This is a genomic window from Aminobacter sp. P9b, from assembly GCF_045345995.1.
GTDB classification, from domain to species: domain Bacteria; phylum Pseudomonadota; class Alphaproteobacteria; order Rhizobiales; family Rhizobiaceae; genus Aminobacter; species Aminobacter niigataensis.
The window spans coordinates 1,000,265-1,023,466 of record NZ_CP150082.1 but is presented as its reverse complement, the minus strand read 5'-3'; the positions used below and the strand labels follow the sequence as shown (position 1 = coordinate 1,023,466).

Annotated in this window: 19 protein-coding genes and 1 riboswitch; of the genes, 14 read left to right on the top strand and 5 right to left on the bottom strand. The window is 65.1% G+C overall.

Annotated features, from left to right (window positions below):
* Positions 1-9 precede the first annotated feature (9 nt).
* Positions 10-1,587: an ABC transporter substrate-binding protein gene (locus WHT83_RS05085; protein ID WP_406873158.1), complete on the bottom strand. Its 1,578-nt coding sequence runs from the start codon at positions 1,585-1,587 to the stop codon at positions 10-12.
* 487 nt (positions 1,588-2,074) lie between these two features.
* On the opposite strand from WHT83_RS05085, the gene WHT83_RS05080 reads away from it, so the two are divergent.
* Positions 2,075-2,842, top strand: a complete 768-nt coding sequence (locus WHT83_RS05080) for an aspartate/glutamate racemase family protein (protein ID WP_406873157.1) — start codon at positions 2,075-2,077, stop codon at positions 2,840-2,842.
* 346 nt (positions 2,843-3,188) lie between these two features.
* Entirely contained in the window at positions 3,189-3,899 is a 711-nt protein-coding gene (locus tag WHT83_RS05075; RefSeq protein ID WP_055982286.1) for a GntR family transcriptional regulator, read from the top strand.
* Between the two features lie 202 nt (positions 3,900-4,101).
* Here the strand turns inward: WHT83_RS05075 and puuE are convergent, their stop codons facing one another.
* Positions 4,102-5,508, bottom strand: a complete 1,407-nt coding sequence (puuE, locus tag WHT83_RS05070; protein ID WP_406873156.1) for an allantoinase PuuE — start codon at positions 5,506-5,508, stop codon at positions 4,102-4,104.
* Between the two features lie 129 nt (positions 5,509-5,637).
* Positions 5,638-6,570: a sugar phosphate isomerase/epimerase gene (locus WHT83_RS05065; RefSeq protein WP_183263198.1), complete on the bottom strand. Its 933-nt coding sequence runs from the start codon at positions 6,568-6,570 to the stop codon at positions 5,638-5,640.
* A gap of 186 nt (positions 6,571-6,756) precedes the next feature.
* Here WHT83_RS05065 and WHT83_RS05060 point away from each other — a divergent pair, with 186 nt between their 5' ends.
* Both WHT83_RS05060 and WHT83_RS05055 read left to right on the top strand, forming a co-directional pair.
* Complete coding sequence (locus tag WHT83_RS05060; RefSeq protein ID WP_406873155.1) at positions 6,757-8,934, top strand: malate synthase G; 2,178 nt, start codon at positions 6,757-6,759, stop codon at positions 8,932-8,934.
* Between the two features lie 135 nt (positions 8,935-9,069).
* The gene (locus WHT83_RS05055) at positions 9,070-10,623 is read left to right on the top strand and encodes an alpha/beta fold hydrolase (RefSeq protein ID WP_406873154.1); all 1,554 of its coding nucleotides are present in this window, start codon (positions 9,070-9,072) and stop codon (positions 10,621-10,623) included.
* A gap of 39 nt (positions 10,624-10,662) precedes the next feature.
* Here WHT83_RS05055 and WHT83_RS05050 read toward each other — a convergent pair whose 3' ends face one another.
* Together WHT83_RS05050 and WHT83_RS05045 are read right to left on the bottom strand one after the other, a co-directional pair.
* Positions 10,663-10,983, bottom strand: coding sequence for a 2Fe-2S iron-sulfur cluster-binding protein (locus WHT83_RS05050; RefSeq protein ID WP_406873153.1), 321 nt, complete (start codon positions 10,981-10,983; stop codon positions 10,663-10,665).
* 15 nt (positions 10,984-10,998) lie between these two features.
* Positions 10,999-12,252 carry a cytochrome P450 gene (locus tag WHT83_RS05045; protein ID WP_108605917.1) on the bottom strand — a complete coding sequence of 418 codons (1,254 nt, stop codon included), beginning with the start codon at positions 12,250-12,252 and terminating at the stop codon, positions 10,999-11,001.
* A gap of 172 nt (positions 12,253-12,424) precedes the next feature.
* Here WHT83_RS05045 and WHT83_RS05040 point away from each other — a divergent pair, with 172 nt between their 5' ends.
* The 10 genes from WHT83_RS05040 (at position 12,425) to WHT83_RS04995 (ending at position 22,972) form a co-directional block, all read left to right on the top strand.
* Positions 12,425-13,270 (top strand): AraC family transcriptional regulator, encoded by an 846-nt coding sequence (locus WHT83_RS05040; RefSeq protein ID WP_406873152.1) that lies wholly within the window; start codon positions 12,425-12,427, stop codon positions 13,268-13,270.
* Positions 13,271-13,373: 103 nt separating this feature from the next.
* A complete protein-coding gene (locus WHT83_RS05035; RefSeq protein ID WP_406873151.1) occupies positions 13,374-14,177 on the top strand; it encodes a dimethylarginine dimethylaminohydrolase family protein in 804 nt (267 codons plus the stop codon).
* A 190-nt stretch (positions 14,178-14,367) separates the two neighbouring features.
* Positions 14,368-14,570, top strand: a riboswitch (cobalamin riboswitch).
* The gene (locus tag WHT83_RS05030) at positions 14,567-16,612 is read left to right on the top strand and encodes a TonB-dependent receptor domain-containing protein (RefSeq protein WP_406873150.1); all 2,046 of its coding nucleotides are present in this window, start codon (positions 14,567-14,569) and stop codon (positions 16,610-16,612) included. (Overlaps the previous riboswitch by 4 nt.)
* Positions 16,613-16,623: 11 nt before the next feature.
* Entirely contained in the window at positions 16,624-17,472 is an 849-nt protein-coding gene (locus WHT83_RS05025) for an ABC transporter substrate-binding protein (protein ID WP_406873149.1), read from the top strand.
* Positions 17,469-18,470 carry a FecCD family ABC transporter permease gene (locus WHT83_RS05020; protein ID WP_406873148.1) on the top strand — a complete coding sequence of 334 codons (1,002 nt, stop codon included), beginning with the start codon at positions 17,469-17,471 and terminating at the stop codon, positions 18,468-18,470. Before WHT83_RS05025 ends, WHT83_RS05020 begins: the two co-directional genes overlap by 4 nt.
* Positions 18,470-19,258 carry an ABC transporter ATP-binding protein gene (locus tag WHT83_RS05015; protein WP_406873147.1) on the top strand — a complete coding sequence of 263 codons (789 nt, stop codon included), beginning with the start codon at positions 18,470-18,472 and terminating at the stop codon, positions 19,256-19,258. The genes WHT83_RS05020 and WHT83_RS05015 overlap by 1 nt, the downstream gene beginning before the upstream one ends.
* Positions 19,255-20,286, top strand: a complete 1,032-nt coding sequence (locus WHT83_RS05010; protein WP_406873146.1) for a DUF6925 family protein — start codon at positions 19,255-19,257, stop codon at positions 20,284-20,286. Before WHT83_RS05015 ends, WHT83_RS05010 begins: the two co-directional genes overlap by 4 nt.
* A gap of 219 nt (positions 20,287-20,505) precedes the next feature.
* Positions 20,506-21,594: a tonB-system energizer ExbB gene (exbB, locus tag WHT83_RS05005; protein ID WP_406873145.1), complete on the top strand. Its 1,089-nt coding sequence runs from the start codon at positions 20,506-20,508 to the stop codon at positions 21,592-21,594.
* Positions 21,595-21,605: 11 nt separating this feature from the next.
* Positions 21,606-22,067: a TonB system transport protein ExbD gene (gene exbD, locus WHT83_RS05000; protein WP_406873144.1), complete on the top strand. Its 462-nt coding sequence runs from the start codon at positions 21,606-21,608 to the stop codon at positions 22,065-22,067.
* Entirely contained in the window at positions 22,064-22,972 is a 909-nt protein-coding gene (locus WHT83_RS04995; protein ID WP_406873143.1) for a TonB family protein, read from the top strand. Before exbD ends, WHT83_RS04995 begins: the two co-directional genes overlap by 4 nt.
* Positions 22,973-23,202: the final 230 nt, after the last annotated feature.

The window sequence follows — 23,202 nt, the reverse complement described above, 5'->3', positions numbered from 1 at the left end:
AGACCTCGCTTACGGCTTGGCGAGCCGGAAGTCCGCCGGCTCGGCGGGCGTGGCGAGCATGCTGGCCTTGAGGTCGGCAAGCGTGCCGACGCGATAGGCGGCCGGCTTGTAGACACCATACATGTCCACCATCACTGAGTCATTGTCGAGGATGGTCTGGACCTGCTTGTAGAGGTCGCAGCGCTTGGCGTCGTCGGCCGTGGCGAGTGCTGTGTCAAGCAGCTTGTCGACTTCCGGATTGGCGTAGCCGGTACGGTTGGTGCCGACGGCATCCGACTTGTAGCCCTTGACCAGCATGATGCCGGCATCCGGGAACTGGGCGAAGTCCTCGAGCAGCATCATCTGCGGGATCGAGTTCGGGTCCTTCAGGCTGGCGAGGTAGTTCGGATAGGCGATCGGCTCGAGTTCGAGGTCGATGCCGATCTCGCGCAGGTTGGACTGGAACAGCGTCGCTTCCTGCTTCTGCAGCTCGAACACCGGCTGGAAGTTCATCTTGAGCTTCAGGTTGGCAGCGCCCGCCTCGGCAAGCATCGCCTTGGCAGCTTCGAGGTCGCGTTTCACCTCGGGCAGTTCCGGACGGCAGTCGAGGCGCGCAGGCAGCGGGCCATTGGCCACCTTGCCGTTGCCACCGCGGACGCCACGCAGGCCGCCTGCATAGTCGTAGACCATGCGCAGCGCCTTGCGCACCTTGGGATCGGCGGTCGGGCCGACCTTGGTGTTGAAGACGACTTCGGTCTGGTAGCTGGTGTTGATCGGCACCACCTTCAGCGCCGGGTCGGTGGCCATGGCGGCCGCATCGCGGTCGGCGAAGCCGAAGGCGACGTCGATGTTGCCGGCGCGCAGTTCGTCGCGGCGCGTCGAGCTTTCGTCGATGCGGCGGAAGACGATCGATTCGGGACGGCCGGCCTCGGCGGCCCAATATCCTGGGAACAGGTCGATGACCACGGCCTGCGACTGGTCGCCCAGCACGTAAGGACCGGAGCCGGCATCATGCGCCTGGAGCCAGCCCTGGCCGTCGTCGGCGGCCGCATTGGCGGTGACCAGCGCGGAATTGAGGATGTAGATCTTGCTCAGCGACGGCAGGAACAGCGTGTTGGGCTTGGTGAGATTGATAGTGAGATGCGTGTCGTCGGTGACCGTGGTCGAGTCGTAGCCGTCGATCAGCGAGGCGACGCCGGCGCCGAGGCGCTTCAGGCGATCGAGCGTGTAAGCGACATCCTTGGCGGTCAGCGCCGTGCCGTCGTGGAACTTCACGTCGGGACGCAGCGTGAAAGTGATCGACTTGGCGTCATCCGAATAGGCGTATTCGGTGGCCAGGCTGCCGACCAGCTTGGTGTCGTCGTACGTCACTAGCGTATCGTAGACGGCGCTGATGATGGTGTTGGTCTGGTTATAGTCAGCGCGCAACGGATCCAGCGTGTTGATCTGGCCTCCGAGGCCAACGATGATCGTGTGCTCGCGGTCCGCGGCCAATGCCGCCGAACCGCCAAGGCCGACCGAAATCGCGAGTGCGGCGCCGCCAACGGTCGCCAGAAACTGCCGCCGGCTGTGCGACAGCGCCGAAAAGGCCTGGAAAAACGCATGCATGATTGTCGCTCCCATATGCTGAATTGACTCTGCCTTTTCGCAAAGGCGCTCCCTGTCTTTTTGTATCCGATTTTTTCCCCAGTGGATACACAAATTTTGGGCGACGGATGCAAATCAGGCAGAGATGAATGCTCCGCTGTAAAACACTTCTAAATCAATGGCCTAGACCGTCAACGAATCCGGCGGCATGGCCAAATGGCAAAAATTCTTCGATGCCGAACCTGACTCGTCGGCGGCATGGCGAAGCTTTTTCGACTGTATGGCGCGGCCCAAAGAATAGGCAATCAGCGCGCAGCACCGGCGAAAATGTGCGCAATTTTTGGATACAAACTTTACAGTTGATGTGATACAATGATATCTAGTTGGCACTGCAGTTCGACCATGCCCCTGCAAATGGGTGCGGGCGTCATCCAGCCAAACGCCTCTCTTCACCCCGAGAGTGAAGGCTGGGTCGGCAGCTAAAGTCCGTTGTTCCCAGAGGAAACCGATGCATCGCCTGCCTCGCCTGCTCGTCATCAATCCAAACACGTCGGCCGACGTCAGCCAGGTTATCGATACGCTGGTGCTCGAGGAGACGGCGGGCGCAGCTAAAGTCCAGACCGTTACTGCAGGCTTCGGCTTCAGCTACATCTCCACGCGCGTTGCGGTTTCGATCGCCGCGCACGCCGTGCTCGACGCGGCCGCCAAGGCGATGACCGAAGGGGCCGAGCCCGACGCGATCGTGCTCGCCTGTTTTGGCGATCCCGGCCGCGAGGCGCTCGCCGAGATGACCGGCCTGCCGGTCATCGGCTTTGCCGAAGCGGGCCTGCTGGCTGCGGCGGCATTGCCGGGAACATCCCTGGTTTCCACCAATGGCACCGTCTGGTGCGAAATGCTGGGCGAACTGGTGCTGAAGCTCGGTCTCGGCGACAAGATTGCCGGCATCCGCTCCATCGAGTCCGTCGCCGACGACACCCCGGCGATTGCCGATTTCCTGGCACATGAAGCAAAGGCGCTGGGCGCCGACCGTGTCGTGCTCGGCGGCGCCGGCCTGATCCCGAGCCTGCCCGGCATCATCGCGTCGTCACGCGTGCCGATCCTCGATCCGCATCGTGTTGCCATCGGCAAGGCACTGCGCCTGGCAGCAACGCCGCGGGCGGCCTCAACCCCTGGGCAGAACGGCGCCACCGAAACGCTCGGCCTGTCGCCCTTTCTGTCACATGCACTGAACGGGGGCGCAGCCATCGCGCCCTTGCGCCGCTGCGCCGGACGCTGATCGATTTCCAACAGCCGCGACGACCTTTGCATCCATGCTGCGCGGGGGCCGGAAGGCAGCGCATTTTCAAATCGTATTCAAAACACCTTACGATTGCGCGCAATGGATTTCGCTATTGTATTAGAAAACATGTGCTAGAGTGACCGCAATGCAAACTGGCACTGCGTCGGCTTGCAGTGGAGGAGGCACGGCAGGCAGCGGCGTGCCGGCTGCATCGCATGACACCGGCTAATACATAACGAACAACGAAGCAAGGCTCGCATTTTTCTTGTCTTCCGCCCGGTGGCGATGCATCTGAGACGTAGCATAGTTGCATGCTGCCCGTGCAAAACCGGCTGGTGAGGGAATGGCTAAAGCTGCGAATACTGACTTCGACGAGAAAGCCGGATCGAAGATCGATGCGATCTACCAGGCGCTATTCAGGGCCATTCTGGCGCGCGAGCTGACGCCCGGCACGAAACTCAGCGAAGAATCGATCGGCTCGCTGTTTTCCGTCAGCCGCACCATCGTGCGCGCAGCACTCAACCGCCTGCACACCGAATCGCTGGTCGAGTTCCGGCAGAATCGTGGCGCCTTCGTCGCCAGCACGACGCCCGACGAGGCCCGCCAGGTCTTCGAGGCGCGCAATGCCATCGAACGCGAGATCTTCTCCAAGCTCGCCACCGTCGTCACCGACAAGCAGATCGCAGCCCTTGAACAGCACCTGCACCATGAGCACGCCATCCGACACGCCGGCGACCACACCGCGGCCATCGTGGCGTCGGGCGAATTCCACCTGCTCGCCGCGCACATGGCCGGCAACGAGGTGCTTGCCGGATTCCTCAAGTCGCTGATTTCGCGCACTTCGCTGATCCTGGCGCAGCACAGCACCCATCAGGAAACCGACTGCAGCGTCGATGAGCATGCCGCGATCCTGCAGGCGCTGAGGGCCCGCGATCCCAAGGCAAGCGCCGATGCGATCATAGAGCACCTGCAGCAGGTGTTCGAGCAGGCCAATATCGGCCAGACCAAGCGCACCAAGCGCAATCTCAGCGAAATCCTGTCGCGCTACGCCTGAGACGGGGCTGGTACGTGGGTGCGTCCTTCGAGGCCCGCTTCGCGGGCTCCTCAGGACGAGGTCTGTTGGTGCGGCCTGCCCAGTCTAGGAACTGCCCCGGCCTGGAAACAGCGCGAGGTTGGTCAGCTTCGGTGAGGTACAACGGCCTCATCCTGAGAAGCTCGCCCACCGGGCGAGCCTCGAAGGACCTACAAAATCAGGGCTATTCCGCGAACCGCGCCTCGACCTGGATTTCGGCCAGCCGCTCGACCTCGCCATAGGTGACGGCCAGTTCGGTCTCGCTATCCGTATCCAGCCGCGCCTCCAGCGACGCCAGCAGCGAGGCGGTGGTGTAGTTGCGCACCACGAAGATGGCGCCGAACCCGAACTTGGTTTCGTAGATGCGGAGCAGTTCCAGCAATCGCTTCTGCTGGCCGTCCGTCATGACATCGAGGCTGACAGATTGGCTTTCGTCAGCGACGATCCTTGCGGCCAGAATGCGGGGATCAAGCGGCGTATAGCCCTTCAGCACCTCGAACTTCTCGGCAGCGCTTGCCGCGCGAAACTGCGTACGCAGCGCAAAGAACAGGCCATAGGCGCTGTCGTTCACCGGCCCCAGTTCGCCGTCGAAGGCGCGCTCGGCGAGCAGGGCACCGTTGCGGAAGCACTGACCGAACTTTTCGACAAAGCCGGCCTTGTCCATCTTCGACGGCACCAGCGTCGGCTTGGCGTAGGGATGTTCCCTCGCCCAGTGATGGGCGATGTCGATGCGGCGCGCGATCCACACCTTGTCGTGGCTCTGCACATACTCGATGAAGCGCTTGAGCGCGGCGATACGCCCGGCGCGGCCGACGAGGCGGCAATGCAGGCCGATGGAGAACATCTTCGGCCGGCCGGCGGCACCTTCGGCATAGAGATAGTCGAACGTGTCCTTGAGATAGGCAAAGAACTGGTCGCCCGAATTGAAGCCGTTTGGCGTGCCGAAGCGCATGTCGTTGGCTTCGAGCGTGTAGGGGATGATCAGCTGTTCCTTGCCCTGATGTTCGCGCCAGTAGGGCAGGTCGTCGTCATAGGTGTCGGATACGTAGTCAAATCCGCCTTCCTCGGAGACGAGGTCGACGGTGTTGACCGAACAACGGCCGGTGTACCAGCCGGTCGGGCGCAAACCCGTGGCCAGCGTGTGCAGGCGGACCGCCTCCTGGATCTGGCCGCGCTCTTCTTCGGCCGGCATGTCCTTGTGCTCGACCCATTTGTAGCCGTGGCTGGCGATCTCCCAGTCGGCCTGCTGCATGGCGCGCAGCTGTTCGGGCGCGCGCATCAAGGCGGTGGCGACGCCATAAACGGTGACAGGCACGTCGAGGTCGGTGAACAGCCGGTGCAGCCGCCAGAAGCCGGCGCGCGCGCCGTACTCGTAGACCGACTCCATGTTCCAATGACGCTGCCCCGGCCACTGCGCGGCACCCGGGATTTCCGACAGGAAGGCTTCGCTGGCCGCATCGCCGTGGAGGATGTTGTTTTCGCCGCCCTCTTCATAGTTGAGCACGAACTGGACGGCGACATGGGCGCCGCCCGGCCAGTTGGCGTGAGGCGGATTGGCGCCGTAACCGCGCATGTCCCTGGAATATCGCATGAATGTCTCCTGGCTTGGGTGCGCGGCCGCCTGCCGCGCGAAATGATTGAGTGTGAAGGCCCCGGCGGCATCGTGCCTCAGAGGCCGGTCACCGCAAGAATTGTATCCAATGTCTCTGCGTGGGCGTCTTCACGGAAGCAGCCGGCGCAGGGCCTGCGGCAGCCGCGCGACGCGATCGGCCTGGTCCCAGGGCACCTTTTGCGCGCCGAATTTGGCTGCCATGGCGAGCACGGCGGCGAATTCGTTCAGTGCGACTTCAGGCTGCATGCGCAGCCAGTCCGAGTCGAACACCGGCATGGCAAACTGGCCGGCATGCATCTCGATCCAGACCTTCGCGTCGGGCATCAGCGGCAGGATCGCGTCCCAGTCGACAAAACCCTCGCCGAGCGGCGCGAGGAAGCGGCGGATGCCATTCTCCTGGAACCGCACCACGGCGTCGTCGACATAGAGCTGGGCGGCATAGGGCGCGACGCGCCTTGCCGCGGCGACCGGATCCTCGAGGCGGCACAGCACATTGACCGGGTCGAAGGCTATGCCAAGTACATCGGGCCCGACCTTTTCGACCAGGGCCACGACCTCCGGGGTGGTGATCTCCTCATGGGTCTTGAGCAGCAGCTTCGAGCCGTGCTGGCGCAGCAGCGGCGCGCGGCGCGCCAGCATTTCAGTAACCCGATCGAACTGCGCCTGCCAGGAGACCGGCGCCTCGAAGCGGTCCTCGATCATCCCGATGAGGAAGAACATGTCGTGGATGCCGATACCTGCCGCCAGTTCGACCAGGCGCCTGACACCGGCTTCCAGGTCGCCGGCACCGGCATCGATGATCGGCTGGCTGCGCGCCGGCAGCGCCGGGTTGACGATGCCGAGCATCGACGAGATTTCGAGCCCCAGCCGGTCGGCCTCCTGGCGCACGGCGTGCAGTTCGGCCGGATCGAGCGTCGGGCTGATGTCGAACAGCGAGTTGAACAGCAGTCCCTGCAGACCCAACTGGCTTGCAGCCTGCAACGCCTCGACCGCAGCCAGGCTGCGTCCGTCAGGCAATGAACTCTTGATGATGCCGATCATGCTGCCGCCTCGCCGGAGAGAATGGGTGCGCAGCGACCGCCCGGGCGCATCGGATGCGCGACGACCCCGGCAATCTAGGCACTTGGATACTATCTTGTATCAAAAAATGCTTGTCAATGGATACAATCGCTGTCATCAGCATCGTACAGAACTGCCCGCCTCTCGCGCGTATCGAAGGAGCACCCCATGACCAAGACCTATGAAAGCGTCGCCGGCCTTTCAGTCCATCCGGCGCTGCGCGCCTTCGTCGACACCGAAGTGCTGCCTTCGGCGCGCCTCGAGCCGGCAGCATTCTGGGCCGGCCTTGCCGAGATCATCCGCGACCTCGCGCCCAGGCATCACGAGCTGCTCGCCATACGCGGCGACCTCCAGGCCAGGATCGACACCTGGCATCGCGACCGCAAGGGCCAGGGGCATGACGCCGCCGGCTACGAGCAGTTCCTGCGCGAGATCGGCTATCTGGTTCCCGCACCGGCCGCCGACGCCTATCAGGTCGCGACCAAGAACGTCGACGCCGAGATTGGCACCATCGCCGGCCCGCAGCTGGTGGTGCCGCTGTCCAATGCGCGCTACGCCCTCAACGCCGCCAATGCGCGCTGGGGTTCGCTCTACGACGCGTTCTACAGCACCGATGCCATCGCCGAGACCGACGGTGCCGAGCGCAGCAAGACCTTCAATCCCGTTCGCGCGAGCCGCGTCATCGCCTGCGTTCGCGAATTCCTCGACCAGGCCGTACCGCTGGCCCAGGGCAGCCATGCCGACGCCACCAGCTATATCGTCGAGCGCGGCAAGCTGCAGGTGAGCCTCGCCGACGGTAGCAAGACCGGGCTCAAGTCGGCTGGCCAGCTTGCCGGCTTCACCGGACCGCGCCATGAGCCGAAGAGCGTGCTGTTGGTCAACAACGGCCTGCATGTCGAGCTGGTGTTCGACCGCGAACACGCAGTGGGCGCGCTCGACGCAGCCGGCCTCTCCGACGTCGTCATCGAGGCGGCGGTCTCGATCATCATGGACCTCGAGGACGCGGTCTCGGCCGTCGATGCCGAAGACAAGGTTGCGGTCTACCGCAGCTGGCAGCGCCTGATGGACGGTAGCCTGAGCTCCGAGTTCACCAAGGACGGCAAGACCGTCACGCGCCGCCTGGTCGAAGACCGTGTCTTCACCGCGCCCGGCGGTGGCGAGCTTGTGCTCCACGGCCGCTCGACGATGCTGGTGCGCAATGTCGGCCACCACATGTTCACCGACGCCGTGCTCGACGAAGCCGGCAACCCGGTGCCCGAGGCGATCCTCGACGCAGCCATCACGGTGGCGAGCGCGGCGCAGGACATCCGCGGCGAAAACGCCGTGCGCAACAGCCGCACCGGCTCGGTCTATGTCGTGAAGCCCAAGATGCATGGCCCCGACGAGGTCGGCCTGTCGGATGCGCTGTTCAAGCGCATCGAGGAACTCGTCGGCCTGCCCAAATACACCATGAAGATCGGCGTCATGGACGAAGAGCGCCGCACCTCGGCCAACCTTGCCGCCTGCCTTTCCAAGGTGCGCGACCGCACGGTGTTCATCAACACCGGTTTCCTCGACCGCACCGGCGACGAGATCCACACCTCGATGGAAGCCGGCCCGATGCAGCGCAAGGCCGAGATGGCATCGGCGACCTGGCTCAAGGCCTATGAGGCGAACAATGTCGATGTCGGCATTGCCCGCAACCTTCCCGGCCGCGCCCAGATCGGCAAGGGCATGTGGGCGGCACCCGACCAGATGGCGGGACTGATCGAGAAGAAGGTCGCCCACCCCGGCGCCGGTGCCAGCACGGCTTGGGTGCCGACGCCAACGGCGGCGGTGCTGCACGCCATGCACTATCACCTGGTCGACGTGGCAGCCGTCCAGGACCAGCTGCGCGGCAAGGAGCAGACGTCGCTCGCCGACCTTCTGACCATTCCGCTGGCAACGCACAGCTACTCGGCCGAGGAGATCAAGGCTGAGTTGGAAAACAATCTGCAGGGCCTGCTCGGCTATGTCGTGCGCTGGGTCGGCCAGGGCGTCGGCGTGTCGACGGTGCCCGACCTCGACAATGTGCGCCTGATGGAAGACCGCGCCACGCTGCGCATCGCCAGCCAGCATGTCGCCAACTGGCTGCACCACGGCATCGTCAGCGAAGGGCAGGTGCGCGAGACGATGCAGCGCATGGCCACCGTGGTCGACAGACAGAATGCCGCGACGGAAGGCTACAAGCCACTGGCGCCCGGCTTCGACAGCCCGGCCTTCAAGGCGGCTGAAGACCTGGTGTTCACCGGCCGCACCCAGCCGAACGGCTATACCGAGCATGTGCTGCATGCCCGCCGCCGCGAGGCCAAGGCGCTTTCCGCCTGATCAGGCAAGTTATCTTTGCCGAAGGCCCCGTTCACCGAGCGGGGCCTTTTTTGCATGAGCAAGTCCGATCGTCGGTTGCACTGGTCGGCACGCTGGTGAAATGTCGGTCGACGCAGCATCGACCGGGAGGGCATCATGGGCACCGGAATCCACCACATCACGCTCATCACCCGCAAGGTGCAGGCCAATGTCGATTTCTATGTCGGCTTCCTCGGCCTGCGGCTGGTCAAGCAGACCGGCGGCTATGAGGATGCCACCCAGCTGCACCTGTTCTACGGCGACGGTGCTGCCAGCCCGGGCTCGCTGATTACCTTCCTGGTTTGGGAGGATGGCGCCCGGGGGCGTGTCGGCCATGGCCAGCCGAGCGAGATTTCGCTCGCCATCGAACCGTCGAGCATCGGCTTCTGGCTGACCCGGGCGCTCTCCCACCATGTCGAGATATCAGGCCCCGTCGACGAGATGGGCGAACCAACGCTCAGGCTCAAGGACCCCGACGGGGTGATCGTCAAGCTCGTCGGCGTCAGCGGCTTTGCGGCGCCCGAAATCTGGGAGGGCAGCGGCGTGCCTGCCGAACACGCGATCCGGCGCATCCGCGGCGCCACGATCATGAGCGAGGTGCCGGAACTGACCGAGAGCTTCGTCACCCGGCATTTCGGCTATCAGCCGATGCAAAGCACCGAGTTCATCCGGCGCCTTGTCTCCGACAGCGGCGACATCATCGACATCAGGGATGCCAAGGGTTTCTGGACGAGCGCGCCGGGCACCGGCACCATCGACCACATCGCCTTTCGCGCCAGGGACACCGACGAGGTGGAGCGGGTGCATGGCGAACTCGCCTCCAGCAACTCAACCATCACCAATGTCCACGACCGCAAATATTTCTACTCGCTCTATGTCCGCGAGCCGGGCGGCACCCTGTTCGAACTGGCGACGGACGGTCCCGGCATGGCGATCGACGAACCGGTCGAAACGATGGGCACGCAGCTCTTCGTGCCGCCGGAGCGGGCCGACAAGATCGACGAGCTGCTGACAATGCTGCCGCAGTTCTCCTGGCCCGGCGAGGAGCGGGTGATCTATCGCGACCTGCCCTTCGTCCACCGTTTCTACACGCCGGGAAATGCCGACGGCAGCGTCATCGTCCTGCTGCACGGGTCGGGCGGCAACGAGACCAGCCTGCTGCCGTTTGCGGCCAAGGCAGCACCACACGCGACACTGCTCGCCCTGCGCGGCCGCGCCACCGACGAGGGCACGCCGCGCTGGTTCCGCCGCCTTTCAGCAAGCAAATTCGACCAGGCCGACATCAGGTCGGAGGCCGAAGCGCTCGCCGCTTTCATCGAGGATGCCGTGGATGCCTACCGCATCGATCCCGAGAAGCTCGTCTTCCTCGGGCATTCCAACGGCGCCAACATGATCGCCGCAACCATGCTGCTGCACCCGCACCTGATCCGACGCGCCGTGCTGCTTCGGCCAGCCATGGTGCTCGAGCAACCTCCGGCCGCCGATTTGTCGGATGTCGAAGCCCTGCTCGTTGCCGGCAACGTCGACGTGTTCAGCAATTTCGGCCCTGACCTCGCCGGCCTGCTGCGCCACGCCGGCGCCAATGTCGACGCCCGCACGATCCCGTCCGGTCACGCATTCGAGGCGGCCGATGTCGAGATCGTCAGGGACTGGCTCGCAGCGCGCGGCTGAAAGCACGGGCGGCGCAGCAGAGGCTCGGGAATCCGGGCCTCAGTACTGTTCCCGCGGCAGGTGCACGACCAGCCCGTCGAGCGCCTCCGACATCTTGAGCTGGCAGGTCAGGCGGCTGCGCTCCGTCGGGTTCATCAGGCATTCGATCATGCCCTGCTCGGAATCGTCTGGCGCTGGCAGGCGTTCGGTCCAGTTGTCGTCGACATAGCAGTGGCAGGTGCCGCAGGCGCAGGAGCCGCCACATTCGGCGAGGATCTGGTCGATGCCGTTGGCGACAGCCACCGACATGACACTTTGGCCTTGCTGGGCTGTGAGTTCGGTCGCCTGTCCGTCGGCGTCGATGAAGGTTACGCGGTACATCAGAAATCTCCGGGATCAGGCAGGCGTGAAAGCCAGGCGCAGCGCCTTGGGGCCGCGTACCGACAGGCCGCGCTTGTATTGCGGCTCGGCATCGACCAGCGAAACCGACGACAAGCGCTTGAGCAAGGTGGTGAAGATCACCTCCATGTCGAGCCGCGCCAGATGGTTGCCGAGGCAGAAGTGGGCGCCGCCACCAAAGGCGAGGTGCCGGTTGGGGTTGCGGCCGGCATCGAAGACATCGGCATCGTCGCCGAAGGCTGCCGGGTCGCGATTGGCCGCACCATAGAGCAGGCCGAACTTGGTGCCGCGCGGAAACGACTTGCCGCCGACCACGCAGTCGGCCGTCGCGTAGCGGTGGAAGAAGGGCAGCGGCGATTCGAAACGGAACATCTCCTGGATCGCGGTGTGGATCAGGCCGGGGTCGGCCTTGAGCCGCGCCATCTGGTCGGGAAAGCGCAGCAGCGCATGCATGCCCGAGCCGAGCACGTCGATGGTCGAGCCATGGCCGGCCATCAGGATCAGCATGCAGGTCGACACCAGCTCATCCTCGTTGAGCTGGCCGGCGTCCTGCGCCGCCATCAGGCGGGTGATCAGGTCTTCCTGTGGGGCCTTGCGGCGCTCGGCCATCAGCTTGAGCAGATAGTGGTAGAACTCGGTCGTTGCCTGCTCGGCCAGCGCCTTGCGCTCGTCGGAGCGATCGATGTCGAAGAACTGCACCACACGCTCCGACCAGACGCGCAACTGTGGGCAATCCTCGTCGGGCACGCCGAGCACCCGGCCGATGATGTGGCCCGGAACCTGGGAAGCAAGCTCCTCGACGAAGTCGATCTCGCCCTTGTCGATCAGGCTGTCGACGAGCCTGTCGACGAAGCTCTGGATCATCGTGCGCTGGCGCGCGATGAAGGCCGGCGTGAACTCGCGAAACACCTGCTTGCGCAGCCGGTCATGCACAGGACCGTCGCTGTCGAGCATGGAGAACTGCACGAAGCGCTGGTGATGCGGCATGTCGAGCCAGTTCTGCAGGCGCTTCTGCTCGGTGATCTCTTCCTCGGACATGAAGAATTCGGGCGAGCGCACCATCGCGTTGTCGCGGGCGATGCCTGCGACATCGTCGAAGCGCGTCACCAGCCACATGTCGAAATCGGCGAAGAACTGCGGCTCGCCCTTGTCGCGCAGCGCCGCATAGGCGGGATAGGGGTTCTGGGCGAAGGTGGCTGACAATGGCTCGAAAGCCGTGCCGTGTTCGCTTGCCTTTGGGGTAGCGGTCATCCAACGCTCCAGTCATGGATTTTGGGCAGCAAGTATGCCGCCACCATCCAGTCTAATGGCAATGGCGGCGAGATGAATGCATGCCCCTCGCACATTGCTGGATAAAACTCGCATCACGAGTTGCAGGCAGATACAATGGATCTGGCCCTTTCAAACCTACCCCTGCGCAAAAATGACGACCAAGACCGACGAAAGCAACGCGATCTTCTTCCACACGCCGGGCCGGCATGCGGACGCCTATCCCTACAAGATCCTGGTTGCCGGCCGCACGCGTTTCGGCCATCGCGACGGCTTCGTCTCGCGGCGGTTTCACCACCATACGCTGATCTGCACGCTGTCCGGTCTCGGCCTGATAGAGATCGGCGGCAACCGGGTCGCGGCCGGGCCACAAACGATCGCCTGGCTGGACACGTCGATGCAATATGCCCATGGCTGCCATCCCGAGGCCGACCACTGGCGCTATCTCTGGATGAGCATCGAGGGCCACGGGCTCGACGCCGTCTTCTCGTTCCTGCGCGTCGCCGGCAATCCGCTTTTTGCCACGTCAGGCGAAACCAGTGTCGCCGGCTTCGAACGCGCCATCCAAAATCTCGCCCAGCGTGGGCAGACGACCGACGCCATTTCCAGCGCCGTCGTCGCCCAGCTGGTCGAAACGCTTGTCGCCGAACGCGGCGTGCAGGAAAGCTCTGAAGACCGGGGCGAACGCGTCTTGCGGGTGATGCGCGAGGTGCGCGCCGACATCGCGCGCAACTGGCCAATCGAGGAACTGGCTGCAATCTCCAGCCTCAGCGCCTCGCAACTGCACCGGCAGTTCAAGCAAAAAACCGGCACGACGCCGATGGACTGGATCCGCCACGAGCGCATGAACCTTGCCAAGCGCCTGCTGATCGCTCCCGACATCAAGATCGCTGCCGTGGCGCTGAGCTGCGGTTATGCCGATCCGTATCATTTCAGCCGCGACTTCCGCCGCATCGCCGGCCAGTCGCCGAGCGAATTCAGGCGCGCGCAGGGGCAATAGCGGCTCTGCACGACATGATCGCTGGCCCATTGCCTGCCCGTCGACATGCAACGCCGTTTCGGGCAGGCTGCAATCCTCGCCCCACCAGCATGAGCGCACCGAGATGACGTCCAAGCCAGCGGTCTACGAATTCACAGCGGCCATTGTGCGCGAGCCGGCGCGATCGGTGGTCAACGGCCTGCGCGCCGATGACCGCGGCAACCCGACCTTCGACGGCGTCAAGGCCGAGCATACGGCCTATGTCGCTGCCCTGCGCGCGGCTGGCGTCGAGGTGACGGTGTTGCCGGCGCTGGAAAGCTTCCCGGATTCGATCTTCGTCGAGGACCCGGCATTGGTGTTTCCCGAAGGGGCGATCCTGCTCCGTCCAGGCGCCGAGACCCGGGTCCACGAAACGGCTGAAATCGCACCGACGCTGCGAAAGATGTTCGAGACGGTGCTCGACCTGCCCGCGCCCGGCTTCGCCGATGGCGGCGACGTTCTGACAACGCCGAAAAGCGTGATGATCGGCCTTTCGGCGCGCACCGACCGCGCCGGCGCTGGCGGCCTGATCGCCAGCCTGGCGAGGCTCGGACGCAAGGGCGAGGTCGTGCAGACGCCGGAAGGCGTGCTGCATTTCAAGAGCGACTGTTCGCTGCTCGACAGCGAGACCATGCTGTCGACAAAGCGGCTGGCGCGTTCGGGCGTGTTCAAGGATTTTCGCGAGGTGCTCATCCCCGAGGGCGAGGAGCCCGCCGCCAATGCGCTGCGCGTCAACGACGTGGTGATGGTCGGGGCCGATTACCCCCGGACCATCGAGATGCTCGACAAACTCGGCTACAAGGTGGTCGCGCTCAAGACCACCGAGATCGGCAAGATCGACGCCGGCCTGTCCTGCATGTCGCTGCGCTGGCATCGCGGCCAGCTCTAGAGATCGAAGTTGCGGCGGCAGTTCGAGGGAAGCTCGTCCCGCACGGGGCCAGCATTGCATGGGGCAAGTATAGCGCAAGCTTCACCACGATGTAGAGATCGCGACAACAGCACAGTTCATATACGACATCGGCAGGCAACGATGCGACGAACAGTAATGCGCCAATTGACAAGGCTTCCGCCGACTGTCTAGTTTCGACCCCGGAATCGGTTCCACCGAGAGGTGGATGAAAAGGGAACGCGGTGAGGCCGAAGGCCAAATCCGCGACTGCCCCCGCAACTGTAACCGTTGAGCCTCTTCCATCATGCCACTGAACGCATTCGTGCGTTCGGGAAGGCGGAAAAAGGCGATGACACGGAAGTCAGGAGACCTGCCCGTTCCGGTCACCCATGCTTGTCCACGGGGTGTGGTCAGGCGCGGTCGCCCGTGGCGGTGACATTGAAAAGTGTTGCCGCATGCGGAAGGCCGCCGGGTCAATCTTGTCCCAAAGTCTGCCTGCCGACCTGTCTTGCCTGCGGTTTGGAAACCGGGTGCGATGCTTGTCGCGCCCACCGAACCATTTGGGGGCAGAATTGCTGAGACTTACCCTGGCCGCCGGCGCAATTGCGCTGGCAATTCCAACGCAATCCCAGGCGCAGCAGGTGCCCGCGGCCGAAAATGCAACCGTACTTCGGCCGCTGGTCGTTACCACGCCGCTGCGACGCGAGACGGCGCTCGTTCGCTCGACGTCGTCGGTCACCGTCATCGATGAGGAGGAACTCAAGAAGTCGGCGGCGCCCGACTTGCCGTCGCTGCTCAAGCGCTACACCGGGGTTTCGATCATCGGCTATGGCGGCCAGGGAGCTTCCTCCAACGTCTACCTGCGCGGCATGTCGGCCGGGCAGACGCTGGTGCTGGTCGACGGCGTCCGCACCGCCTCGGCAACCAGCGGCACCAGTTCGATCTTCAACATTCCCCTTGCCTCGATCGAGCGCATCGAGATCGCCAAAGGCCCGCATTCGGCCCAGTACGGCGCCGACGCCATCGGTGGTGTCGTCAACATCATCACCAAGCAGGGTGGCCAGTGTGCCGACGGCCGCAGTGCCTGCGCCAGCATCACGACAGGCGTCACCCATCCCTGGGGAGGCTATGTCTCCGCCGATATGCGCGGCCGCAGCGAGGGTGGCGTCGACTACTCCATCGGCGGCAGCATCCTCGGCACGCGCGGCTACGACTTCACCACGCCGCTGGCCTGGGGCCATGAGCCCGACGATGACGGGTTCCTGCAGGGCTCGCTCAACTTCTCCCTCGCCAAGGAATATGGCTGGGGCAGGCTTTATGCCGACGGCCTGTTCGCCCGCGGCCGTTCGCAATACGACGACACATTCCCGTCCAGCAACGAAGTCGACACCGACACATTTGCCGGCAAGGCAGGCGCGCGGCTAAGGCACTCGGACAGTTGGTCATCGACGGTCGAGCTGTCCAGCAGCCTCGATCGTTCGAGCAATTTCCGAGACGGCGTTTCGGGCGACAGCGAGTTCGACACCAAGCGCTACGGCATTTTCGCCTCGACCGAAAAGACCTTCGAGGTCGGCGATGCCAGGCATGTCGTGACCGGCGGTGCCGAGGCCTATCGCGAACAGGTCGATTCGACTGTCGATTTCGACGTGACCTCGCGCGATCTGGCGGCGGTGTTCGGGCAATATTCGGTCGAACATGGTGCGCTGACCATCGACAGCGGCCTGCGCTACGATCACAACGAACAGTTCGGCAGCGCCACCACCTACAATATCGGCGCCAGCTTCGAGATCGTGCCCGATCTGGTCGCCCGCGCCTCCTACGGCACCGGCTTTCGCGCACCGACCTTCAACGACCTCTATTATCCAAATTATTCGAACCCGAACCTGAGGCCGGAAAAGTCGAGGTCCTACGAACTTGGCCTCAACTGGCGGCCGACCGACCGGACCACGCTCGACGTCGCTTTCTACCAGACATGGCTCACCGACGCTATCGCCTCCAACCCGCCGACCTACCTGCCGTTCAATGTCGCACGCGCCAAGGTGACCGGCGTCGAGGCGACGGTGACGCACGAATTCAGCGACCGCTGGAGCGGCAAGGCGTCGATCGACTACCGTTCGCCCAAGAACGAGGACAATGGTCGCTACATTCCCTATCGCGACCGTTTCAAGGCGACTGCCGAACTGGAATTTGCCGCAACCGACAGCCTGGACCTGACCGCCAGGCTGCTCTACGGCGCGGCGCGCTACGCCGACGCGGCGAACACCGTCAAGCTGCCTGAGTATGTGACGGTGGATTTTGCCGCCAACTACACCTTTGATGCGCAATCGAGCCTGAAGTTCTCGGTCGAAAACCTGTTCGACGAGCAATATTCGACCGTCACCAACTATCGCGCGCCTGGCCGGACTTTCAATCTGAGCTTCACGCGTGTGTTCTGATGGGAGGTAACATGTCGACCAATCGTATGCTGCAGGCGTTGCCGCTCGCCCTCACGGGCACAATGCTCGCGGCTGCCCCTGCTGCAGCCGAACCGCCCAAGCGCGTCGTCTCGATGAATGTCTGCACCGACCAGTTGGCCATGCTGATGGCGGGGCAAGGACAGCTGCACTCCGTCTCATATCTGGCGAGAGATCCTGGCACCTCGGTACTCGCCGAGCGCGCCAGGGGCCTTGTCGTCAACCACGGCCTCGCCGAGGAGGTCTTCCTGATGCAGCCCGATATGGTGCTTGCCGGCACCTACACCACGCGGTCGACCGTGGCCCTGCTGCGACGCCTCGGCATCCGCGTCGAAGAATTCGCGCCCGACAATTCCATCGCCGAGATCAGGTCGAACATCCTGCGCATGGGCGAGGTGCTGGAGCGGCGCGAGCGCGCGGCGGAGCTGGTCGCCGACCTTGACCGCGGGGTGGCCGAACTCGCCGCCCGCCCGGCCTCGGACAAGACAGTCGCCACCTACTATGCCAACAGCTACACGTCAGGCGCCGGTACGCTGGTCGACGACGTCGTCAAGCTCTCCGGCCTCGTCAACGTCGCCGACAGGCTGGGCCTCAGCGGCACCGCGCGGCTACCGCTCGAGATGCTGGTCCTGGCCCAGCCAGATCTCATCGCCGGCGGCGGCGAACGCTACGATGCGCCCGCGCTCGCCCAGGAGAATTTCGTCCATCCGGCATACCGGGCGATCGCCGGGCAAGGCAGCGCAGTTCCGATCCCCGCGCGCTACACCATCTGCGGCGCGCCGTTCACGCTCGAGGCTGCGCGCCTGCTCCGCGACGCCGCCGACAAGGACGGCGTCCAATGAGCGACACCTCCCGCTACGGCCTTGTGCTGAGCGCCCTTGCTGCGTTCGCCACCATCCTGTTCCTGCTTTCGCTCACCGTCGGTCCGGCAGCCCTTGGCTTCGGCGACAGCATCGCCGCATTGTTCTCCGACAAGGCAGGCGCCATCGAACTGATCATGGGCGAGATCCGCCTGCCGCGCGCCCTGCTCGGCCTGATGGTCGGTGCAACGCTCGGTCTCTCCGGTGCGGCGTTGCAGGGCTATCTGCGCAATCCGCTGGCCGAACCCGGGCTGATCGGCGTCAGCGCCTCGGCATCGCTGGGCGCCGTCATCACCATCTATTCCGGCCTGGCGGCGATCTTCCCGCTCGCCTTGCCGCTGTCGGCGCTGGCCGCCGCCGTCCTTGCCGTCGTCGTGGTCCAAGCTCTCGCCGGTCTGCGCGGCAGTACGCTCACCATCATCCTGGCGGGAGTTGCCGTGTCGAGCTTTGCCGGCGCCATGACGTCGCTTGCCCTCAACCTGTCGCCCAATCCATTCGCCGCACTCGAGATCACGTTCTGGATGCTCGGTTCGTTGACCGATCGATCGATGACCCATGTCTGGCTGGCCATGCCGTTCATGCTCGTGGGCTGGCTGATGCTGGCGGCGCTCGGCCGGGCACTCGATGCGCTGACCCTCGGCAACGAGACGGCGGCAAGCATGGGCATCGACATGCGTCGCGTGCAGTGGCTTGCCGTCTTCGGCACGGCCTCGGCGGTAGGGGCTGCGACAGCCGTGGCAGGCGCTATCGGCTTCGTCGGCCTCGTTGTGCCGCACATGCTTCGACCGCTGGTCGGGTCAAGGCCGTCGCGGCTGTTGCCGGCCAGCGCCCTGGGCGGCGCCTGCATGCTGCTTGCCGCCGATATCCTGGTCCGGATCATCGCGCCGGAGCGCGATCTCAAGCTCGGCGTGCTCACCGCCATCGTCGGTGCGCCGTTCTTCCTCTGGCTGGTCTACCGCACGAGAAGGAAACTCGCGTGATGCTGCTCGACGTTCAAAATCTCAAGGCGTCGCTGGGCAGACGGCCTGTGCTCCACGGCGTTTCCTTCTCGGTGATGCCGGGCGAGTTCATCGGCCTGATCGGGCCCAATGGTGCCGGCAAGTCGACCTTGCTGCGGGCACTTCTGGGGCTCATTCCGGCCGAGGGAGCAGTCGCTCTCGGGACGCTCGACGCCACCCATGCCAGCGCCAAGGAACGCGCGCTGCATATGGCCTATGTCGCGCAGGAGCGTGAAATCGCCTGGGCCGTTCCTGTCGAAATGCTGGTGTCGCTCGGCCGCTCGCCGCATCGACCGGGATTTTCTGCCCTCACCGCAGCCGACCGCGCAGCCATCGAACGGGCGATGCGGCGGATGGAGGTGGACGGGTTTCGCGAGCGGGCAGCGACCGAGCTATCGGGCGGCGAGAAGGCGCGCGTGCTGATCGCGCGGGCGCTGGCGCAGGAGACGCCGCTGCTGCTCGCCGACGAGCCGACGGCCGGCCTCGATCCATCGCACCAGATCGCGCTGATGCGCCTGTTCGCCGAGCTGGCGGCCAGCGAACGCAGCGTCGTCGCCTCGCTGCACGATCTCGGGCTCGCCGCGCGCTGGTGCACCCGCCTGCTGCTGATCGAGGGCGGCCGGATCGTCGCCGACGGGCCACCGGCAGAGGTGCTCACCGCCCAGACGCTGCGCGCCGTCTACGGCGTCGAGGCCTTCTTCGGCGAGACCGCGGGCGGGTTGGTGGTGCAGCCGCTCGATCTCGTCGCCGCCACCGGAGTTCTGCCATGAGTTATCTGGAACAGTTGTTGCGCCACCACCTGCTGGACTGGCGAAGCGGATGGAGCATGGGCACGTTCGGTGCCATCGCCGAATTCCATCAGGACGACGGCGAGATCGCGGTGATCGACGACCGTCAGCTCCTGACCCGGGCGACACGGCGCGGCGGCATCCGCCTGGAGCGCAGCATGGTGGCCGGGCTGGTGCCTGTCGCCTACGAGACGCTGAGCCCCAGGCGACATCGCTGGAGCCAGGCGCTGGCGCTGTGCCTGCCCGAGGCGAGGGCCAGGCGCAGCGGCCGTTCGGTGCTGACCGAGATCGGTCCCGACGACAATGCCATCCGCGGCATCGACCGGACCGGCATCCTGTTCGACATGGGCCTGTCGCTGCCGCAATGCGATTTCTGCATCCGCACCAGCGAGCCGAAGCTGCTGGTCGAGTTGCGCGCCAATCTTGGCCGCTCGGTGTTCGATCCCGCAAACGGGGCCATGCTCGCGATCCTGCGCACGCACCCGCATCGCGTCGCGCTGACCAATATCGGCCGTGTCGAGGTCTACCAGAAGATCGGCGGCCCCGACACTGGCGGGGTGTCGCCAGAAGGGCCACATACCCATGTGCTGCCAAAGATGCTGAAGGGCGGTCGCACCCATTCGGCCAACACGCCGATCCCAGAGGGCCTGCTGCCGCTCGGCGCGCTTCACCCCGGCAACCCCGTCATCGATCCGCTGGGCCGCGACCGGCCGTTCGAGCCGATCCTACACGGCGCTTTCCAGGAGATGATGAGCCGGTTCGGCACGGCTGAGGCGCTGTCCGGACGCAAACACGTCGACAACGCACTCGATGCCAGGCTTTCGCCGGTCGAGACCGAGGCGCCCTCGGGCCGCTTTGCCCGGTCGGCCATGCGGATCGCACTGCGCCAAAAGGCCCACCTCGCCGCCCATTCCGGCAACACCGCGCTCGCCCGCCTCGTTGCGGACTGGCAGGCGGCCTTCGAGCAATCCGCTGCGAAAACGGAAGACGATGACGCGCCCGGCCACTGATGCCGACAGTGCCACGAGGCACCAGGCGGCGTTTTGCAGCCGCCCTACCTGCCAACAACGTGGCGGCTGCAAGCATGCCGGAGCGTCCACGGACAAAAACGAATGTGGCCTTCCGATGATTTCTTGATAAAAGAAGTCAAGAATGTTAGTGGGCTCCCGACCTGGCCGACAAAATGCGCAGAAGCCACCGGTCGAAGGGTTCGAAGTCGGAGATTCGAGATGCTAGGCAGTGGGCTCATCGGACGTGAAGGCAAGGCCGGCCAGCCAGGGCTGATCCGCCGATCCGTGCAGATCCTCGCCGTCATGTGTCTCGTGGCATCAACAACAGCGGCGTTCTCCCAAGACGCAGCTCCGGGCAATGCGCCCGTCCAGCCGGCACCCGCGGCAGCCACCCCGAGCGCGGCACCCACGGCATCGCCCTCGCCGGCGGATGCCGGGTCTGCGACCGGCGACCGGCTGCCCAGCACCACGCCCATGGGTGTCGAGGCGCCGCTCGACAATACGATTGGCGCTGCTCCTGCAGCCACCGAGGCGCCCGCAGCTTCCAGCACGCTGCCGCACGATCTTTCGCCCTGGGGCATGTTCATGGCCGCCGACTGGGTGGTGAAGGCCGTGATGATCGGCCTGGCCTTCGCCTCGCTGATCACCTGGACCGTGTGGCTCGCCAAGTCGCTGGAGATCGCCGGCAGCAAGGCCAGGCTCGCCAAGGCGCTACGCGGCATTCTCGGCGCGCGCCGCCTCGAGGACGCGTCGCAGGCGCTCGGCGACCACGCTGGCATCGGCGGCGTCCTGGTGCGGGCGGCCGTCGAAGAGATGGAGATGTCTGGCCATGGCCTCGGCCACGGCGACCCCGCCGGCATCAAGGAGCGTGTCGAGTCCCGCCTGATCCGCATCCAGGCGCAGGCCGGCCGCCGCCTCAGCCGCGGCACCGGCGTGCTTGCTACCATCGGCTCGACGGCGCCCTTCGTCGGCCTGTTCGGCACGGTCTGGGGCATCATGAACTCGTTCATCGGCATCTCGGAATCGCAGACCACCAACCTCGCGGTCGTCGCACCCGGCATCGCCGAAGCGCTGCTGGCCACCGCCGTCGGCCTGATCGCAGCCATTCCTGCCGTGGTGGTCTACAACGTCTTCGCCCGCTCGATCACCGGCTACCGCCAGGGCCTGGCCGATGCCGCAGCCGGCGTGCAGCGCCTCGTCAGTCGCGATCTCGATCGCCAGCCGCAGCGCAGCCAGCACGAGCGTCCGCATGCGGTCGCCGTGGCCGCGCCGGCCAACGGTCGACACGCCCCGGCAGTCGCGGTCTAGGAGCGGGTCTGATGGCAGGCGGTATCAGACAATCGGCCGAAGACGACGACCTCCAGGAAAACCATGAGATCAACGTGACGCCGTTCATCGACGTCATGCTGGTGCTGCTGATCATCTTCATGGTGGCGGCACCGCTGGCCACCGTCGACGTCAATGTCGACCTGCCCGCGTCGACCGCGACCGCCCAGCCCCGCCCAGACGAGCCGCTCTACGTCACCCTGAAGGAAGACCTCAGCATCTCGATCGGCCAGAACGCGGTGGCCCGCACCGCATTCCAACAAGAGCTGGACGCGGCGGCGAAGAGCGACAAGGAAAGCCGCATCTTCCTGCGCGCCGACCGCGGCGTCGACTATGGAGAGTTGATGGAGGTGATGAACCTGATGCGCGGCGCGGGCTATCTCAAGATCGCACTTGTCGGGCTGGAACAGGTTCAGGCGACACCGCCGGCCGCCACCGAAGGCCAGCCGCAATGACGGCGGCGGCGGCGCATCTCGGCTTCGGCCTCGGCGGCCTGAGCCGCCGCGAACTGGCGCTCTGGTCGGGCGCCGCAATGGTGATCGTCAGCGTCCACGTCGCCGGCGCCTGGTACGTCCAGCGGCAGCCGCCGATGATGCTGGACGAGATGCAGGCGCAATCGGCGGTGCTGATCGACCTTGCGCCGACGGCGATGGCGCCGGAGGCGGTGCCGCAGGATACGACCGACCTCGTCGACAGCCAGGCTGCCGAAAGCGTCGAGGAGCCGACCGAAACCATCACGCCCGACCCCGTCGAGCCGGTGACCGAACCCGTGGAGGAAGTCGCCGAAGACACGCCCGAGCCGCTGGAAGAGGTCGCCGAGGCCGAGCCCGTCGAAGAGGTGGTGCCCGACATCGTGGAAGCACCGCTGCCGGAAGTGGCGATGGCCATCCCCGAACCGCGCCCGGAGATCAAGAAGCCGAAGCCGGTGGAAAAGCCGGTGCGCGAAAAGAAGCCGGTGCAAAAGAAGCCGGAGCCGGTGAAGCAGGCCAAGGTCGAGAAGAAGCCGGCGACGACCAGCAGCCAGGCATCGCAAAAATCGGCACAGAATTCCGAGAGCACCCGTGCACCCGCGCCGGGCCAGGGTGGCGGCAAGGCGATGTCGCCGGCGCGCTGGCAGTCGCGCGTCTACTCCCACCTCAACAGGCACAAGCCGAAGAACGTGCGCAGCCGTGGTTCGGTCGCCGTCCGGTTTTCCTTCAACACCAATGGCGACGTGCTTTCGGTCAGGCTGGTGAGCTCCTCCGGCGACCAGGCCCTCGACGAGGCCGCGGTCAATCTCGTGCGCCGGTCGTCGCCGATCCCGGCGCCGCCGCCCTCAGTCCCGACGAGCATCATCGTGCCGATCGACTTCAGGCGCTGAGGTTGCGCGCCTGCCCATTGCCGTGAGAACCGGGCAGGCAGCATTTCTCCTATTTCGGCTTAGACCGACCGTTCACGGCAGCGCCGGCGAGCGACGGAACGCCGCGATCGCCTTTCGGTTGCGGCCCGCGCTGTGCCCAATTCGCCACACCCTCACAACATTGTGCTGCGACAATTCGTGCCGGAGCGACAGGTCGCGCCGCAGTTAGCGCAGCAGAATCAAACACTAAA

Bases quoted from the DNA above. Each gene is read 5' to 3' on its own strand.
- WHT83_RS05085 (WP_406873158.1), bottom strand. From the start codon at position 1,587: ATGCATGCGTTTTTCCAGGCCTTTTCGGCGCTGTCGCACAGCCGGCGG.
- WHT83_RS05080 (WP_406873157.1), top strand. From the start codon at position 2,075: ATGCATCGCCTGCCTCGCCTGCTCGTCATCAATCCAAACACGTCGGCC.
- WHT83_RS05075 (WP_055982286.1), top strand. From the start codon at position 3,189: ATGGCTAAAGCTGCGAATACTGACTTCGACGAGAAAGCCGGATCGAAG.
- puuE (WP_406873156.1), bottom strand. From the start codon at position 5,508: ATGCGATATTCCAGGGACATGCGCGGTTACGGCGCCAATCCGCCTCAC.
- WHT83_RS05065 (WP_183263198.1), bottom strand. From the start codon at position 6,570: ATGATCGGCATCATCAAGAGTTCATTGCCTGACGGACGCAGCCTGGCT.
- WHT83_RS05060 (WP_406873155.1), top strand. From the start codon at position 6,757: ATGACCAAGACCTATGAAAGCGTCGCCGGCCTTTCAGTCCATCCGGCG.
- WHT83_RS05055 (WP_406873154.1), top strand. From the start codon at position 9,070: ATGGGCACCGGAATCCACCACATCACGCTCATCACCCGCAAGGTGCAG.
- WHT83_RS05050 (WP_406873153.1), bottom strand. From the start codon at position 10,983: ATGTACCGCGTAACCTTCATCGACGCCGACGGACAGGCGACCGAACTC.
- WHT83_RS05045 (WP_108605917.1), bottom strand. From the start codon at position 12,252: ATGACCGCTACCCCAAAGGCAAGCGAACACGGCACGGCTTTCGAGCCA.
- WHT83_RS05040 (WP_406873152.1), top strand. From the start codon at position 12,425: ATGACGACCAAGACCGACGAAAGCAACGCGATCTTCTTCCACACGCCG.
- WHT83_RS05035 (WP_406873151.1), top strand. From the start codon at position 13,374: ATGACGTCCAAGCCAGCGGTCTACGAATTCACAGCGGCCATTGTGCGC.
- WHT83_RS05030 (WP_406873150.1), top strand. From the start codon at position 14,567: ATGCTTGTCCACGGGGTGTGGTCAGGCGCGGTCGCCCGTGGCGGTGAC.
- WHT83_RS05025 (WP_406873149.1), top strand. From the start codon at position 16,624: ATGTCGACCAATCGTATGCTGCAGGCGTTGCCGCTCGCCCTCACGGGC.
- WHT83_RS05020 (WP_406873148.1), top strand. From the start codon at position 17,469: ATGAGCGACACCTCCCGCTACGGCCTTGTGCTGAGCGCCCTTGCTGCG.
- WHT83_RS05015 (WP_406873147.1), top strand. From the start codon at position 18,470: ATGCTGCTCGACGTTCAAAATCTCAAGGCGTCGCTGGGCAGACGGCCT.
- WHT83_RS05010 (WP_406873146.1), top strand. From the start codon at position 19,255: ATGAGTTATCTGGAACAGTTGTTGCGCCACCACCTGCTGGACTGGCGA.
- exbB (WP_406873145.1), top strand. From the start codon at position 20,506: ATGCTAGGCAGTGGGCTCATCGGACGTGAAGGCAAGGCCGGCCAGCCA.
- exbD (WP_406873144.1), top strand. From the start codon at position 21,606: ATGGCAGGCGGTATCAGACAATCGGCCGAAGACGACGACCTCCAGGAA.
- WHT83_RS04995 (WP_406873143.1), top strand. From the start codon at position 22,064: ATGACGGCGGCGGCGGCGCATCTCGGCTTCGGCCTCGGCGGCCTGAGC.